We start from the raw sequence: 14,402 nt of genomic DNA, 5'->3' as shown, positions 1-14,402 counted from the left end.
CCGGCCTGGTCCAGGCTCGGGCGGAAGCCCGCGCAGGTGGTCAGCAGGTCCTTGTCCTTCAGGTGCCGCAGCATGGTGCGGACGCCTTCCGGCGCGGTGACGATCAGGTTCTTGACCTGCCGCTGCACGTCCGAGCGCTGCTGGACCGCGCTGCGGCGGGCGACCCGCAACGCCCGCAGGGCCTCGACCCGCCCGTCGCGGAACTTCGGTGTTCCCGTGCGGCGTTCGGCGAGCGCGGCCCGGGCCGCTGCCTCGGCGTCGACCGGGTCGGACTTGCCCTGCCACCGACGTGCCTTGCGGTCCGGGCGGTCGATCTCGACCACCCTCACGTCACTTTCACGCAGGTGGCGGGCGAGTCCGGCGCCGTAGGCGCCGGTGCCCTCGACCCCGACCACCAGCAGGGCCCCGAAGGACCGGAGCCAGGCCAGGAGCTTGCGGTAGCCGAGCGCGGAGGCGGGAAACTGGGCCGAGCCCAGGACCCGGCCCGCCGAGTCGATCGCGGCCGCGGTGTGGGTGTCCTTGTGGGTGTCGACGCCGCCGGTGACCTCGACCTCGTGCTGTGACATCGTGGGGTGTGCCGTCCTGTCCATTCGACCGGGTGGGTTGGCACCCGTCGGCCGGGAGGACGGACAAGACAGTGATGGGGCCTCTGGCCAGGCTCTTATGAAGTCACGTCCCCCGGCCCGACGGATGCGGGCGAGCGTCCCCCGGACAGAGCCGACAGATCCCGTTGAGGACCCTGAGTCAGTCAGGTGCTGGGTCAGACCCCGCCGGGGAACGCTCACGTACATCCTCACTGTCAGGTGCGGGGTGGCCGCCTGGCGGTCGGCGATCCGGGCGCGTTGGGTCTCCCGGTCGATCGGCAGATGGACCAGTTGGTAGGACGCGCCCACCGAGCGCGCCAGCCAGCGGATCGCTGACCGCTCGTCGCGGGACCAACAGCCGTAGTCCAGCACGACGTTGGTGCCCAGCCGCAGCGCCTGAAGGGCGAGCCAGAGCAGCCGGCCCTCCAGGACGTCGCGCTTTCCGTCCGCCTCCGGCTCGCCGAAGAGCGGGATCATCCACTCGTCGGGGGTCAGCCGCAGCGCGGCATGCCGCTCGGCGAGCCGCCGGGCCTCGGTGGTCTTTCCGGCGCCGGGCAGGCCGACCATCAGGAAGAGGGTGGTCACGTTCCGATCCTGCCAGGCGAACCGGGTGCCTACGGCGTGCGGTCCGGGGCGGCGGCCTCCAGGTCGGCGACGGTGCCGGACATGATGGTCCGCACCTGGGCGGTGATGTGCTCCGCCGGCCAGTCCCACCAGGCCACCGCCAACAGCCGGGCGATCTCCTCGTCGTTGTAGCGGGTGCGGATGAGCCGGGCCGGGTTGCCGCCGACGATGCCGTAGTCGGGCACGTCGGCGGTGACCACGGAGCCGGCGCCGATGATCGCGCCATGACCGATCCGCACGCCCGGCATGATCGTCGAACCGTGGCCGAACCAGACGTCGTTGCCGACGACGGTGTCCCCTCGGCCGGGCAGGCCGGTGATCAGGTCGAAGTGGTCGGACCGGGGGCCGCCCATGGTGGGGAACGGGAAGGTCGAGGGGCCGTCCATCCGGTGGTTGGCGCCGTTCATGATGAACCGCGTGCCGGTGCCGAGGGCGCAGAAGCTGCCGATGACCAGCTTCTCCGGACCGTAGTGGTAGAGGACGTTGCGGGTCTCGAACGCGGTCGCGTCGTCGGGGTCGTCGTAGTAGGAGTAGGCGCCGACCTCGATCAGCGGGGACTTCACCAGGGGTTTGAGGAGCACGACCCGTGGCTGCTCGGGCATCGGGTGGAGAACGGTCGGGTCCGCGGGCAGGGGCATGAACGGCGACTCCTGGTCAGGGGGCGGTCGGAACCGGTCCATGATCGGGACGACGGCCGGGTCGGTAAAGCGATTTATCAGCTGTGGGCGGGGAGTTACCGCTGGTCAGGCGCCCACCGTGCCGTCGATGGCCTCACGGATCAGGTCCGCGTGGCCGTTGTGGCGGGCGTATTCGTGGATCAGGTGCTGCATCACCAGGCGGAGCGAGACCGGTTCGCCGGTCTTGGCGTGCGGGGCGGTGATGTCGAGGGACGGCGCGGCCTCCTCGATGCGGCGGGCGGCGGCCATCTCCGCCTGCCAGGCGGCGAACGCCTCGGCGCGGGAGGAGGCGTCGGCGTCGTAGGCGGCCTGGAAGTCGCCGTGTTCCGACCAGACCAGGGGGATGTCCTCCCGGTTGATCGTGCGGCGGAACCAGGCGCGTTCGACCTCGGCCATATGACGGACCAGGCCGAGCAGCGAGAGCGTGGAGGGCGGCGACGCCCGGCGGCGGAGCTGTTCGTCGTCGAGCCCTTCGCACTTCCGGGCCAGGGTCGCCCGGTGGTAGTCCAGAAAGCCGCGCAGGGTCGCTCGTTCGTCGGCCGCCATGGGCGGGCCGATGCGTTCCACGGTCATCCGGCGATCCTGTCACGGCGGCTTTCGGCGGGCCGCGCCCCGCGAGGAGGGGGGCGGGCGGTTGACAGGGTTTGATCCGGTGGCAACATTTACGATCACGTCCAAACAGGCGAACGCGTTTAACGCGGCTCGGTACCAGCTCGGTACAGCCCGGTCCAAGGAGGTGCGCCCCCGTGGCGCCAGTCGTGCCCAAGTCCATAGCGCACCTGCGAGCAGCGGGCGTCAGCCTCGTTCTCGATCTCCGAGGCCCGCGGCTGCCGCGCGTCCTGCACTGGGGGGCCGATCTGGGCCCGCTGGGCGAGGACGAGTTGGCGGCGCTCGCCGAGTACGGCGCGCTGCCCGAGTCGCCCGGGGATTCGGACGATCCGATGAAGCCGGGGAACTGGAACATTCCGCCCGCCGTCGGGCTGCTTGCCGAGCACGGCGCCGGCTGGCAGGGCTACCCGGGGCTGCTCGGGCACCGCGCCGGCGGGAGCGACTGGTCGCCGCTGTTCACCACGGAGACCGCCGAGGTCACCGAGGCCGCGGAGGGCGGGACGGTCCGCGTCACGGCCGTCGACCGCACCGCCGCGCTCCGGCTCGGCATCGAACTCGAACTCACCCCGGAGGGCCTGGTCCGCACCCGCGCCACCGTCCGCAACGACGATCCGGAGCGCGACTACGCCCTCGACGCCCTCGGCCTGGCGCTTCCCGTGCCGGCCGAGGCCGCCGAGCTGTTCGACCTCACCGGGCGCTGGATCCATGAACGCTCCCCGCAGCGGCAGCCGTTCAACGTCGGCTCCTGGGTGCGGGAGACCAGGCGCGGCCGGCCCGGGCACGACGCGCCGCTGCTGCTGGCCGCCGGCACGCCCGGTTTCGGGTTCCGGCACGGCGAGGTGTGGGCGCTGCATCTGGCGTGGAGCGGCAACCACCGGCTCTGGGCCGACCGGCTGCCGACCGGGCAGGCCGTCCTCGGCGGCGGCGATCTCCCCATGCCGGGGGAGACGACGCTCGCGCCCGGCGAGGAGTACACCGCGCCCTGGCTCTACGCCGCCTACGGCGCGACCGGCTTCGACTCGGTCTCCGCCAGGTTCCACGACCACCTCCGCGCCCGGCCGCACCATCCGACGAAGCCCAGGCCGGTCGTGCTCAACACCTGGGAGGCGGTGTACTTCGACCACGATCTGGCCAAGCTCACCCGGCTCGCCGACCTGGGCGCCGAGGTCGGCGTCGAACGCTATGTGCTGGACGACGGCTGGTTCCGGGGGCGGCGCCACGACGGCGCGGGCCTGGGCGACTGGTATGTGGACGAGACGGTCTGGCCGGACGGGCTGCATCCGCTGGTCGACCATGTGCGCGGTCTGGGCCTGGAGTTCGGGCTCTGGGTGGAGCCCGAGATGGTCAACCCGAACTCCGATCTGGCGCGCGCCCACCCCGAGTGGATCCTCGCCACCGGCGGCCGGCTGCCCGGCGAACTCCGTGGCCAGCAGGTGCTGGACCTCACCCACCCCGGGGCCTACGCCTACATCAGGGAGCGGCTGCTGGCGCTGCTCGGCGAGTACCAGATCGGCTATCTCAAATGGGACCACAACCGTGAGCTGGCCGACGCCGGCCATTCCCCGCACGGCCGGGCCGCGGTCCGGGGCCAGACCCTCGCCGTCTACCGGCTGATGGACGAACTCCGCGCGGCGCACCCTGGGTTGGAGATCGAATCCTGTTCGGGCGGCGGCGCCCGCGTCGATCTGGAGGTGCTGGAGCACAGCGACCGGGTCTGGGGCAGCGACTGCATCGACGCCCTGGAGCGGCAGGGGATCAACCGTTGGACGCAGGCCCTGTTGCCGCCCGAGCTGATCGGCTCCCATGTGGGCGCCGCCCGTTCGCACACCACCAGCCGCACCCACGATCTGGCGTTCCGCGCCGGGACCGCGCTCTTCGGGCACTTCGGCATCGAATGGGACCTGACCGGGGCCGACGAGTTGGACCGCCTGGACCTGGCCCGCTGGGTCGCCCACTACAAGCGGCTGCGCGGCCTGCTGCACGGCGGCCGGATCGTCCGCGCCGACCATCCCGATCCGGCGCTGTGGGTGCACGGCGTGGTCGCGCCCGACCGGGCGGAGGCGCTGTTCGCGCTGGTCGCGGTTGGCACCCCGGAGACCACCCCGCACGGCAGGTTCCGGCTGCCGGGGCTCGATCCGGACGCCCGTTACCGGCTGGAGGTGCTGCCGCCGGGCGTCGAGGCGCCGGGCCTCGGGCGCGGCCGGCCCGCCTGGTGCACCGAGGAGGGAGCCGGGGGACTCCCGGGCGCTGTCCTGGAACGGACCGGCCTGCAGCTCCCGTTCCTGCATCCGGAACAGCTGGTGCTGCTCCACCTCACCAGGGAGTGAGTTCCTGGGGGATGAACCGGCAGCCGCATGGTGACCCGCGTCACATCCGGAAGCTGTCAGCAAGCGGAGCCCTGTCTCGTTCAAAGCGCACCCGAACGAGACAGGAGCAACGCCATGAAGCACCGCATCGTGGTACTCGGCGCCGGATACGCCGGGGCCTTCGCCGCCGGCAACCTGGCCCGCCGGCTCTCCCCCGCCGATGTCGAGATCACCGTCGTCAACGCCGTGCCCGAGTTCGTCGAGCGGATGCGGCTCCACCAGCTCGCGAGCGGCCAGGACCTCGCGTTCCGCAAGCTCGCCGATGTGTTCGCCGGCACCGGGGTGCGGCTGCGCCTGGCGCGCGTCACCGGCGTCGACCCCGGGCGCGGGACCGTCGCCGTGACCGGCGGGGACGGCGACGGCGAGTTGGCGTACGACACGCTTCTCTACGCGCTCGGCAGCTCCGTGGCCCACCACGGGGTTCCCGGGGTGGCCGAGCACGCCTTCGATGTGACCAGCCGGTCATCGGCGCTTCGTCTGCGCGAACGCCTGGCCGGACTGGGCGCGGGCGGCAGCGTGTTGATCGTCGGTGAGGGGCTGACCGGAATCGAGACCGTCACCGAGGTCGCCGAGGCCAGGCCCGATCTCTCGGTCGCGCTCGCCGCGCGCGGTGAGTTGGGAGCCTGGCTCTCCCCGAAGGCCGGCCGCCACCTCCGCTCCGCCTTCGACCGGCTCGGTGTCACCGTCCACGGGCACACCGATATCGAAGCGGTCGAGCCGCGATGGGCGATCGCCGCCGACGGCAGGCCGATACCGGCCGAAGTCACGGTGTGGACTGCCGGGTTCGCCGTGCACCCCATCGCGGCCGCCAGCGGCCTTGAGGTCGCCGGGACCGGGCAGATCGTCGTCGACCGCACCATGCGCTCGGTCTCCCATCCGGATGTCTACGCCATCGGCGACAGCGCCTACGCGATCGGCGACAACGGCCGTCCGCTGCCGATGTCCTGTGCCTCGGCCGGTTGCACCGGCAAGCAGGCGACCGGGGCGATCATCGCGCGGCTGACCGGCGGCGAGGTCCCGACCGTCGCGCTGACCTACGTCGGCAACCACATCAGCCTGGGGCGGCGGGACGCGATCTTCCAGATGGTGGACGGCCAGGTCAGGCCCAAGTCCTGGTATCTGGGCGGCCGGCCCGCCGCGCGGCTGAAGTCGGGCGTGCTCAGGGGCGCCGGCCTGGGCATCGCCCACCCGACCTTCGGCATGCCGAAGCGCAGGCGCCGACTGGCGAACGAGCCCGACCGGGCCGGTGCGGGTGCCGCCGCCTAGGTTGTCGGGCATGGACAGTGCGGCCGTCGACCTGTTCGAGGCCAGCCGGGGCCGGCTGGCCTCGTTGGCATACCGTCTGCTCGGCTCGGCGGCCGATGCCGAGGACGCCGTACAGGACACGTTTCTGCGCTGGCAGGCCGCCGACCGCGAACGGGTCGAGACGCCGGAGGCGTGGCTGACCAAGGTCCTGACCAATCTCTGCCTCGATCGGCTGCGTTCGGCGCGGGCGCGCCACGAGCGGGCCGCCGGTTCGATGCTGCCCGAACCGCTCCTTGAGGGCGATCCGATGCTCGGCCCCGCCGACACCGTCGAACAGCGCGAGTCGGTGTCCCTGGCCGTGCTGACCCTGCTGGAGCGCCTTTCGCCGGTCGAGCGGGCCGTCTATGTGCTGCGCGAGGTGTTCTCCTACCGGCACGCCGAGATCGCCGGCATCCTCGACATCACCGAGTCCATGAGCCAACAGCATGCCCACCGGGCCCGGACCCGGATCGCCGCCGAGCGCCCCCGACGCGCACGGGCCGATCCCGCGTCCGCGCGCCGGGTCGTCGAGGAGTTCCTGGCCGCCGCCATGTCCGGGCGTACCGAACGGCTGGTGACGCTGCTCACCGAGGACGTGACGGCGGTCTCGGACGGCGCCGGCCTGGGCACCAGGGTGGTGCGGATCGAGACGCGGCAGCGGGTCGCCTCCTTCGCGCGGGCGGGCTTCCGACCCACGGCGGCGAAACGTCGACTGGCCGGCGGTTCGCTCGCCATGCATATCGCTCTGGTCAACGGCGCTCCGGCCGTTCTCGCCGTGGTCGGCGATCGGGTCGTGGGCGCCGTGGCGTTCGAAGTCAGCGACGGCAGGGTCGCGTTCCTGCGCGGCATCGCCGCCACGGGCCGGCTCGCGCGCCTCAACGAGGTCTGGCGGCGGCACCCACCCGAAGCGCCGGTCATCGACGCGTGGTGAGCGGGCCCCGGTTCCGCCCGGCGTCGAGGCGGGGCAGCGGGAAGGCCCTTGACCGGTTCCGGTGGCGCTCCTAGATTCAGGGGCGGCTGGGGAAAAGCGTTTCCCTTTGTTGTACTTCGTTTGCTTGTCCGGCTGTTCCGCTCCGCGCGCGACCTGGGAGTCACCGATGCCCGACCGTCTCGGCCCGTTGCTGCCCACCGCCGCCGCCCATGGCGTGCTGCGGCCCGCCCGGGAGGCGCTGATCAGCGGCGGGCTGTGGGGCGACCGCCGCGCCGTCAACGCCGAGACCACCGTCCCCCGGGGCTACGACCGGCTGACGGAGGCCGGTAACTTCCACAATCTGCGGCTCGCCGCCGGCACCACCACCGGCGACTATGTCAACTTCCTGCCCTTTCTCGACTCCGACGTCTACAAGTGGCTTGAGGCCGTCGCCTGGCAACTCGGCGACCCCGCCACCGGGCCCGAGGAGGCCGCCCGGCTGGAGGAACGCTTCGCCGAGGTCGTCCAACTGCTGGCCGACGCCCAGGACGAGAACGGCTATCTCCAGTCCTACTACCAGGTGACCCGACCCGAGCGGCGCTGGGCCGAACTGGACTGGGGCCACGAGCTGTACTGCGCCGGCCATCTGATCCAGGCCGCCGTCGCCCATGTCCGCACCACCGGCCGCACCGAACTCCTCACCGTCGCCCGCCGGTTCGCCGACCATGTCGACCAGGTCTTCGGCTCGGGCGAGGGGAAGCTCGACGGGGTCTGCGGCCATCCCGAGATCGAGACCGCCCTGGTCGAGCTGTACCGGGTCACCGACGAGCGGCGCTATCTCGATCTGGCCCGCTACTTCGTCGACCGCCGGGGCCACGGGCTGCTGCCCGACGGCCGGTTCGGGCCCGAGTACTGGCAGGACCACGCCCCGGTGCGGGAGGCGGACCGGGTGACCGGACACGCGGTGCGGCAGCTCTATCTGCTGGCCGGCGTCGTCGACGTCTACGCGGAGTCGGGCGACCGCGAGTTGCTGACCGCGAGTGAACGCCTGTGGGAGGAGATGGTCGGCGCCCGTTCGTATCTGACCGGCGGCCTCGGCGCCCACCACAGCGACGAGGCGTTCGGCGACCCGTACGAGTTCCCCTCGGAGCGCGCCTACACCGAGACCTGCGCCGCCATCGCCGCCGTCCACTTCAGCTGGCGGCTGCTGCTGGCCACCGGCCGCGCCCGCTACGCCGACCATCTGGAACGGGTGCTCTACAACGGTTTCCTCTCCGGCGTGGCGCTGGACGGCGAGCACTACAGCTATGTCAACCCGCTCCAGGTGCGCGACGGCCACCGCCCGGGGGCGCACGCCGGGGACAACGGTGCCTATCGCGTCCGCTGGTTCAACTGCGCCTGCTGCCCGCCCAATGTGATGCGGCTGCTCGCCTCCCTGCCGCACGCCATGGCGGCCGGCGACGCGGCGGGCGGCCTGGTGCTGCACCAGTACGCGGCGGGCCGGTTCGCCGCCGGCGGGCTCGCCGTCGAGGTGGCCACGGAGTACCCGTGGCGGGGGAGCATCGAGGTCAGGGTGGTGCGAGCCGCCGAGCCCGAGGTGTCGTTGACGCTGCGGCTGCCGCACTGGATCGGCGCCGACGGCTGGCGGGCCACCGTCAACGGGCAGCCGGTCGAGGAGGGCGGGCCCGGCGCGGTCGTGGACGACGGTTGGCTGCGGCTGACCCGAACCTGGCGGCCCGGCGACACGGTGCTGCTTGAGCTGACGTTGACGCCCCGGCTGACCGCCCCGCCGTCCCGCGCCGACGCGCTGCGCGGCAGCGTCGCCGTGGAACGCGGCCCGCTGGTCTACTGCACCGAGTCGGCCGACCATCCGGACGGCACCGCGCTGGACGATCTGCGGCTCGACCCCGGCCACCCGCTGAGCGACGACACCGCCACCACCGCGCCCGGCGTCGCCGTCGCGGTGCGCGCCACCGGCTCGGCCGAGACCCCGAGGACCGACGGCTGGTGGGCCTATCCACCGGCCGACGCCGACGCCGACGCCCGCGCCGAGGCCGAACGCGGCGCGGAAGTACGGGAGTTCCAGCTGATCCCCTACCACCTGTGGGGCCACCGCGAGCAGGGCGCGATGCGCGTCTGGCTGCCCGTCCACCAGGGCTGACGAAGACCGGCCCCGCCGCCCGGTCGTTCAGCCGGCGGCGGGGATCCGGCGGTGCAGCTCCTCGACCAGGGTGTGGATCGACAGGCGGAAGATCTCGGCCTGATGCTCGCCCAGGAAGCCGGTGTGCCCGAACACCTCCAGGACGACCAGGCCGTGCAGCTGGCCCCAGGCCTTCAGAAAGAGCGCCATCGCCGGGGCCGGCAGCGCCCCGGGCGCCTCCAGATCGGCCAGGAACGTGGCCGAGAGCGGGGGAACATCGGCCCCGGCCAGCTGCTCGGCCGTGTAGCCGGCGAACAGCTCCCGCGCGAAGATCTCCGCCATCCGCTGCACCGCCTGCGTCGTCGGCCCGTCCACGGGGGCCCGGTAGTGGCGCAGCGGGGTGCCGTAGATGAGCTGGAACCGCTCCGGGTTGTCGATGGCCCAGCGGCGATAGCCCTCGGAGGCCAACACCACGCCGGGCGGCGCCCCTTCCCCGGCCGCGCCCTCGACGGCCGTCCGCACCGCGTCCGTCAGATCGTCGTACACCTTGGTGATCAGCGCCGTGACCAGGGCGTCCCTGCTGGGGAAGTAGTGGTAGAGCGCCTGCACCGACATCTCCAGATCGCGGGCGACCGCGCGCAGCGAGAGGGCGGCGGGACCGTGCTCGGTGATATGCCGCTCCGCCGCCTCCACGATCTCCCGGGTGGCGGTGGCCCGCCGCCGCTCGCGCAACGAGGGTCTGGCCGCCATGGGCTCCTCGACCGGCATGACCGCATCCCCAACTTCAGGTGTTGACCAAGGTGTTCGAAAAATCTAACACTGCCAAACTCCCGGCGATCTCACTACCGTCGTGCACAGCGACGAAGGGCGCGAACCGCGCATCCGCCGGCGGCGGCGCGCCCTGCCGACTCGGCCTCTCCGGCGTCGCTTTCACCGTCACGGTTGCACACCGTCATGTCGTAGAGGAGATCGTCCGTGTTCGATCGCATAGCCGAGCTGGCGATACGCCGGACCCGGCCGGTACTGATCGTCGCCGCCCTGGCCGTGGTGCTGATGGGCGTCGTGGGCGCCGGCGCGTTCGGCAAGCTGGTGGGCGGCGGCTTCGACGATCCGGCCTCCGAGTCCAGCCGGGCCGCCGCCGTCATCGAGGAGCGGTTCGGCGGGGAGAGCAACCTGATCCTGCTGGTCGGCGCGCCCGAAGGCGATGTCGACGCGCCGGGCGTCGAACGGGACGCCCGGGCCCTGCTGGCCGATCTCAGGGCGGAGCCGAACCTGCGGCAGGTCTTCTCCTACTGGGACACCGGCATCCCCGACCTCCGCTCCGAGGACGGCCGTCAGGCCCTGGTGTTCGCCCATGTCCTCGGCGACGAGACCGAACTGTCGGCGAACGTCGAGGACATCGTCGACGCCCACACCGGCGACCGCGAGGACGGGCTCACCGTCCGGGCCGGCGGTGGCGGCGGCGTGAACCACGACATGCAGACACAGCTCAACAGGGACCTGCTGCTGGCCGAGGGCATCGCCGTGCCGCTGATCCTCGTCCTGCTGCTGATCGTCTTCGGCTCCGTGGTCGCGGCCCTGCTGCCGCTCGCCGTCGGGCTGATCGCCATGGTGGGCACCTTCGCCGGGCTCGCCGTCCTCGGCGGCGTCACCGATGTCTCCGTCTTCGCGATCAACCTGACCACCGCGCTGGGCCTGGGACTTGGCGTCGACTACGCGCTGCTGATGATCAGCCGGTTCCGCGAACAGCTCGCCGCCGGACTCGATGTGCACGTCGCCGTCCGCAACACCGTCCGCACCGCCGGTCGCACCGTCGCGTTCTCGGCGGCGACCGTCGCGGCGGCGCTGGCGGCCCTGCTGGTGTTCCCGCAGTCCTTCCTCCGCTCCTTCGGCTATGCCGGGATCGGGGTCGTCGCCGTCGCCGCGATCGGCACGCTCCTGGTGATGCCGGCGCTGTTCGTCCTGCTGGGCCACCGGATCAACAAGGGCCGGCTGCCCTGGGCGAAGCCGGGGCGCGCCGAGTCGACGGCCCCGCTCTGGGGGCGGCTGGCCCGCACCGTGATGCGCCGGCCCGGCCTGACCGCGCTGCCCGTGCTCGCGGTGCTGCTGCTGGCGGCGAGCCCGCTGCTCGGCATCACCTTCGGCACCGCCGACGAGCGGGCGCTGCCCGAGGACGCCGAGAGCCGGCAGGTCTCGATCGCCCTCCAGGAGAACTTCGCCGGCAACGACGACGCCGCGCTGCATATCGTCATCGACCAGCCGTTGGCCGAGGCCGAGTTGGACGCCTACGCCGGACAACTCTCCGGGCTGACCGGCGTCGTGCGGGTGGAGACCAGCGGCGGCACCTATCTGGACGGCGCGGCGACGCCCGGCGCCCCGGGCAACGACGCCCTCGGCCTGCCGGAGGCGCAGCGGATCAACGTGGTGACGGCGCTGACGCCGAAGTCCGAAGCCGCCAGGGAGCTGGTCCACCAGGCGCGGGCGCTCACCCCGCCCGCCGGCGCGGAGCCCCTGGTCGGCGGCACCGACGCCGAACTGATCGACTCCAACGACAGCATCGGCGGCTGGCTGCCGCTCGCCGCGCTCCTGGTCGCGGTCAGCACCTTTGTCCTGCTCTTCCTCTTCACCGGCAGCGTCGTCCAGCCCCTGCGGGCGCTGGTCCTCAACCTGATCAGCCTGGGCGCCGCGCTCGGCGCGGTCACCTGGATCTACCAGGACGGCAACCTCGCCTCGCTGCTCGGATTCACCCCGCAGCCCATGGACAGCACGATGGTGGTGCTGATGTTCTGCATCGCCTTCGGCCTGTCGATGGACTACGAGGTCTTCGTCACCAGCCGGATCAAGGAACTCCACGATCTGGGCGCGGACAACGAGGCGGCGGTGACGGGCGGCCTGGGGCACACCGGGCGCGTGGTCAGCGCGGCGGCCTGCCTCCTCGCAGTGAGCTTCTTCGCCTTTGTCACCTCGGGGATCAGCTTTATGCAGATGTTCGGCCTGGGCACCGGGCTGGCCATCCTGATCGACGCCGTCGCCATCCGGGGCGTGCTGGTGCCGGCCGCGATGCGGCTGCTGGGCCGCTCGGCCTGGTACGCGCCCGCCGCGCTGCGCCGACTGCACGGACGCGTCGGCCTCAGCGAGGGCGGCGGGCCGGCGGCGCCGAAGCCGGAGCCCGAGGCCGCACCGGTGAAAAACCCCGTCTGAGCCCGCCCAACTCGCCGCCGGCCCGCCCCCCTTGATTCTTGACGTCGCGGGGGGCGGGCCGGCGGTTCAGCTCCAGCCGCCGCGGGACGGCCGGCGGGTCATCCGGGACGCGGGCGCCGCCCACCGGCCACGCCCCCGGCCCGTCGGCGGCGGCGCCGCGCCGCTCCCCGACGCGGCCAACACCGCGAGCACCGCCGTGATGGCGGCGGCCAGTTCGTCGTCCGCCGGATTGCCCCGCACCACCCTGATGCCCGACCGCTCCGGGACCACCCCGCTCACAGCGGTATGTTCCCGTGCTTGCGCGGCAGCCGCTCCACCCGCTTGGTCCGCAGCGCGTCCAGCGCCGACGCCACCCGCGCCCTGGTCTCGTGCGGCATGATCACCGCGTCCACATAGCCCCGCTCGGCGGCGCCATAGGGCGTGCACAACTCCTCCTCATACGCCGCCTTGAGCCGTTCCCGCTCGGCCGCCGGATCCTCCGCCCGCTCGATCTCCCGGCGATGGATCACCCCGACCGCGCCCTCGGCGCCCATCACCGCGATCTCCGCCGTCGGCCAGGCCAGATTGACATCGACCCCCAGATGCTTGGACCCCATCACCCCGTAACCCCCGCCGTACGCCTTGCGGGTGATCACCGTCACCATGGGGACCGTCGCCTCGCAGTAGGCGTAGAGCAGCTTGGCGCCCCGCCGGATGATGCCGTCCCGCTCCTGCTCCAAGGAGGTGAGGAAGCCCGGCACATCGACAAAGGTGAGCACCGGCAGATCGAACGCGTCGCACAACCGGATGAAACGCGCCGCCTTCTCACTGGCGTCGATGTCCAACGCGCCCGCGCCGTGCATCGGTTGGTTGGCCACCACCCCGACGCTATGGCCCTCCACCCGGGCGAAACCACAGACGATATTGGGCGCGAACAGCGGATGGACCTCGACGATCTCCCCGTCGTCCACCACCGCGTTCACCACCCGCGCCATGTCGTACGGCTGGTTGCGCCGATCCGGGATCAACGTGTCCAACGCCCGGTCCGCCTCCGTGACCTCGTCCCGTGACCGGCCCGGCGGCAGTGGGTAGACCGGCGCCTCGGACATGTTGTTCGACGGGAGATGCCCCAACACCGCCCGCACATAGTCGAACGCGTCCTTCTCGTCCGGCGCCAGATAGTGCGCCGCGCCGCTGGTCGCGTTGTGCAGCTGGGGGCCGCCCAGCGCGTCCCGGTCCACCGCCTCGCCCGTCACCGCGCGCAACACGTCGGGCCCGGTGACAAACATATGGGAGATGTCCTCCACCATCACCACCAGATCGGTGATCGCCGGCGAGTAGACCGCGCCTCCCGCGCAGGGACCCACCATCAGGGAGATCTGCGGAATCACCCCGGAGGCCGAAACATGGCGCCTCACCAACTCCGCGTAGTAGGCGAGCGCCACCACCCCCTCCTGGATACGGGCGCCCCCCGAGTCGTTGATGCTGATCACCGGGCAGCCGGTGCGCAACGCCAGATCCATCACCTTCAGGATCTTCTCGCCGAACACCTCGCCCAGGCTGCCGCCCAACACCGTGAAGTCCTGCGCGTAGAGACAGACCCGCCGGCCGTCCACCGTGCCATAGCCCGTCACCACGCCGTCGCCGTAAGGGCGTTGACCCTCCATGCCGAAGCTGGTGCAGCGGTGCCTGGCCAGTTCGTCCAACTCGACGAAGGAGCCGGGGTCGAGCAGCAGATCGATCCGCTCCCGCGCGGTCAACTTGCCCCTGGCATGCTGCCGCGCCGTCCGCTCCGGGCTGGACTGTGCCGCTAACGCCGCGCGGCGACCGGCCAGTTCGGCCAGCCGCCGCGCCGTGCCGCCGCTCTCCCCGTCCCCGGCCCGGTCCCCGGCCGCGTCCCCGCTGTCGATCCGCCCCGCTGTCCGCACGTTCTCGCTCTCCGTTCCAGAGTTCCGTCCCCCGCCCCCGGACCGGTGCCACGGCGATCCACGGCGGTCGACCGCCGTGGACGTGGACACCCGGCCGGTA

The 14,402-nt window shown here is 72.2% G+C and carries 11 protein-coding genes and 1 pseudogene; 5 read left to right on the top strand and 7 right to left on the bottom strand.

What is annotated here, in order from left to right; genetic code table 11:
* The 4 genes and pseudogenes from AOM46_RS35405 to AOM46_RS17550 form a co-directional block, all read right to left on the bottom strand.
* A partial coding sequence (locus AOM46_RS35405) for an IS110 family transposase (RefSeq protein WP_234313837.1) occupies positions 1-566 on the bottom strand: 566 nt, incomplete at its 3' end.
* Between the two features lie 222 nt (positions 567-788).
* A pseudogene (locus tag AOM46_RS35400) lies at positions 789-1,169 on the bottom strand (AAA family ATPase); the annotation flags it as partial.
* A gap of 29 nt (positions 1,170-1,198) precedes the next feature.
* Positions 1,199-1,846: a CatB-related O-acetyltransferase gene (locus tag AOM46_RS17555; protein ID WP_062212540.1), complete on the bottom strand. Its 648-nt coding sequence runs from the start codon at positions 1,844-1,846 to the stop codon at positions 1,199-1,201.
* Between the two features lie 105 nt (positions 1,847-1,951).
* On the bottom strand, positions 1,952-2,458 hold the full coding sequence (locus AOM46_RS17550) for a DinB family protein (protein WP_062212537.1): 507 nt from the start codon (positions 2,456-2,458) through the stop codon (positions 1,952-1,954).
* Positions 2,459-2,631: 173 nt separating this feature from the next.
* Here AOM46_RS17550 and AOM46_RS17545 point away from each other — a divergent pair, with 173 nt between their 5' ends.
* The 4 genes from AOM46_RS17545 (at position 2,632) to AOM46_RS17530 (ending at position 9,215) form a co-directional block, all read left to right on the top strand.
* Positions 2,632-4,821 carry an alpha-galactosidase gene (locus AOM46_RS17545; RefSeq protein ID WP_062212534.1) on the top strand — a complete coding sequence of 730 codons (2,190 nt, stop codon included), beginning with the start codon at positions 2,632-2,634 and terminating at the stop codon, positions 4,819-4,821.
* 114 nt (positions 4,822-4,935) lie between these two features.
* Positions 4,936-6,126 (top strand): NAD(P)/FAD-dependent oxidoreductase, encoded by a 1,191-nt coding sequence (locus tag AOM46_RS17540; RefSeq protein WP_062212531.1) that lies wholly within the window; start codon positions 4,936-4,938, stop codon positions 6,124-6,126.
* 10 nt (positions 6,127-6,136) lie between these two features.
* Entirely contained in the window at positions 6,137-7,075 is a 939-nt protein-coding gene (locus AOM46_RS17535) for a sigma-70 family RNA polymerase sigma factor (protein WP_062212851.1), read from the top strand.
* Between the two features lie 166 nt (positions 7,076-7,241).
* Positions 7,242-9,215, top strand: a complete 1,974-nt coding sequence (locus AOM46_RS17530; protein WP_062212528.1) for a glycoside hydrolase family 127 protein — start codon at positions 7,242-7,244, stop codon at positions 9,213-9,215.
* Positions 9,216-9,242: 27 nt separating this feature from the next.
* On the opposite strand, the gene AOM46_RS17525 is transcribed toward AOM46_RS17530, so the two are convergent.
* Positions 9,243-9,962 carry a TetR/AcrR family transcriptional regulator gene (locus AOM46_RS17525; protein ID WP_062212526.1) on the bottom strand — a complete coding sequence of 240 codons (720 nt, stop codon included), beginning with the start codon at positions 9,960-9,962 and terminating at the stop codon, positions 9,243-9,245.
* Between the two features lie 207 nt (positions 9,963-10,169).
* On the opposite strand from AOM46_RS17525, the gene AOM46_RS17520 reads away from it, so the two are divergent.
* Positions 10,170-12,395 (top strand): MMPL family transporter, encoded by a 2,226-nt coding sequence (locus AOM46_RS17520; RefSeq protein ID WP_062212524.1) that lies wholly within the window; start codon positions 10,170-10,172, stop codon positions 12,393-12,395.
* Between the two features lie 66 nt (positions 12,396-12,461).
* On the opposite strand, the gene AOM46_RS17515 is transcribed toward AOM46_RS17520, so the two are convergent.
* Together AOM46_RS17515 and AOM46_RS17510 are read right to left on the bottom strand one after the other, a co-directional pair.
* On the bottom strand, positions 12,462-12,674 hold the full coding sequence (locus AOM46_RS17515) for an acyl-CoA carboxylase subunit epsilon (RefSeq protein ID WP_234313819.1): 213 nt from the start codon (positions 12,672-12,674) through the stop codon (positions 12,462-12,464).
* Positions 12,671-14,284: an acyl-CoA carboxylase subunit beta gene (locus AOM46_RS17510; protein WP_062212845.1), complete on the bottom strand. Its 1,614-nt coding sequence runs from the start codon at positions 14,282-14,284 to the stop codon at positions 12,671-12,673. Before AOM46_RS17510 ends, AOM46_RS17515 begins: the two co-directional genes overlap by 4 nt.
* Positions 14,285-14,402: the final 118 nt, after the last annotated feature.

The sequence above is a fragment of the Streptomyces sp. NBRC 109706 genome (assembly GCF_000974485.1).
Taxonomy (GTDB): domain Bacteria; phylum Actinomycetota; class Actinomycetes; order Streptomycetales; family Streptomycetaceae; genus Streptomyces.
The sequence above is the reverse complement of the archived record's forward strand: the minus strand, read 5'-3'. Positions and strand labels throughout refer to the sequence as shown.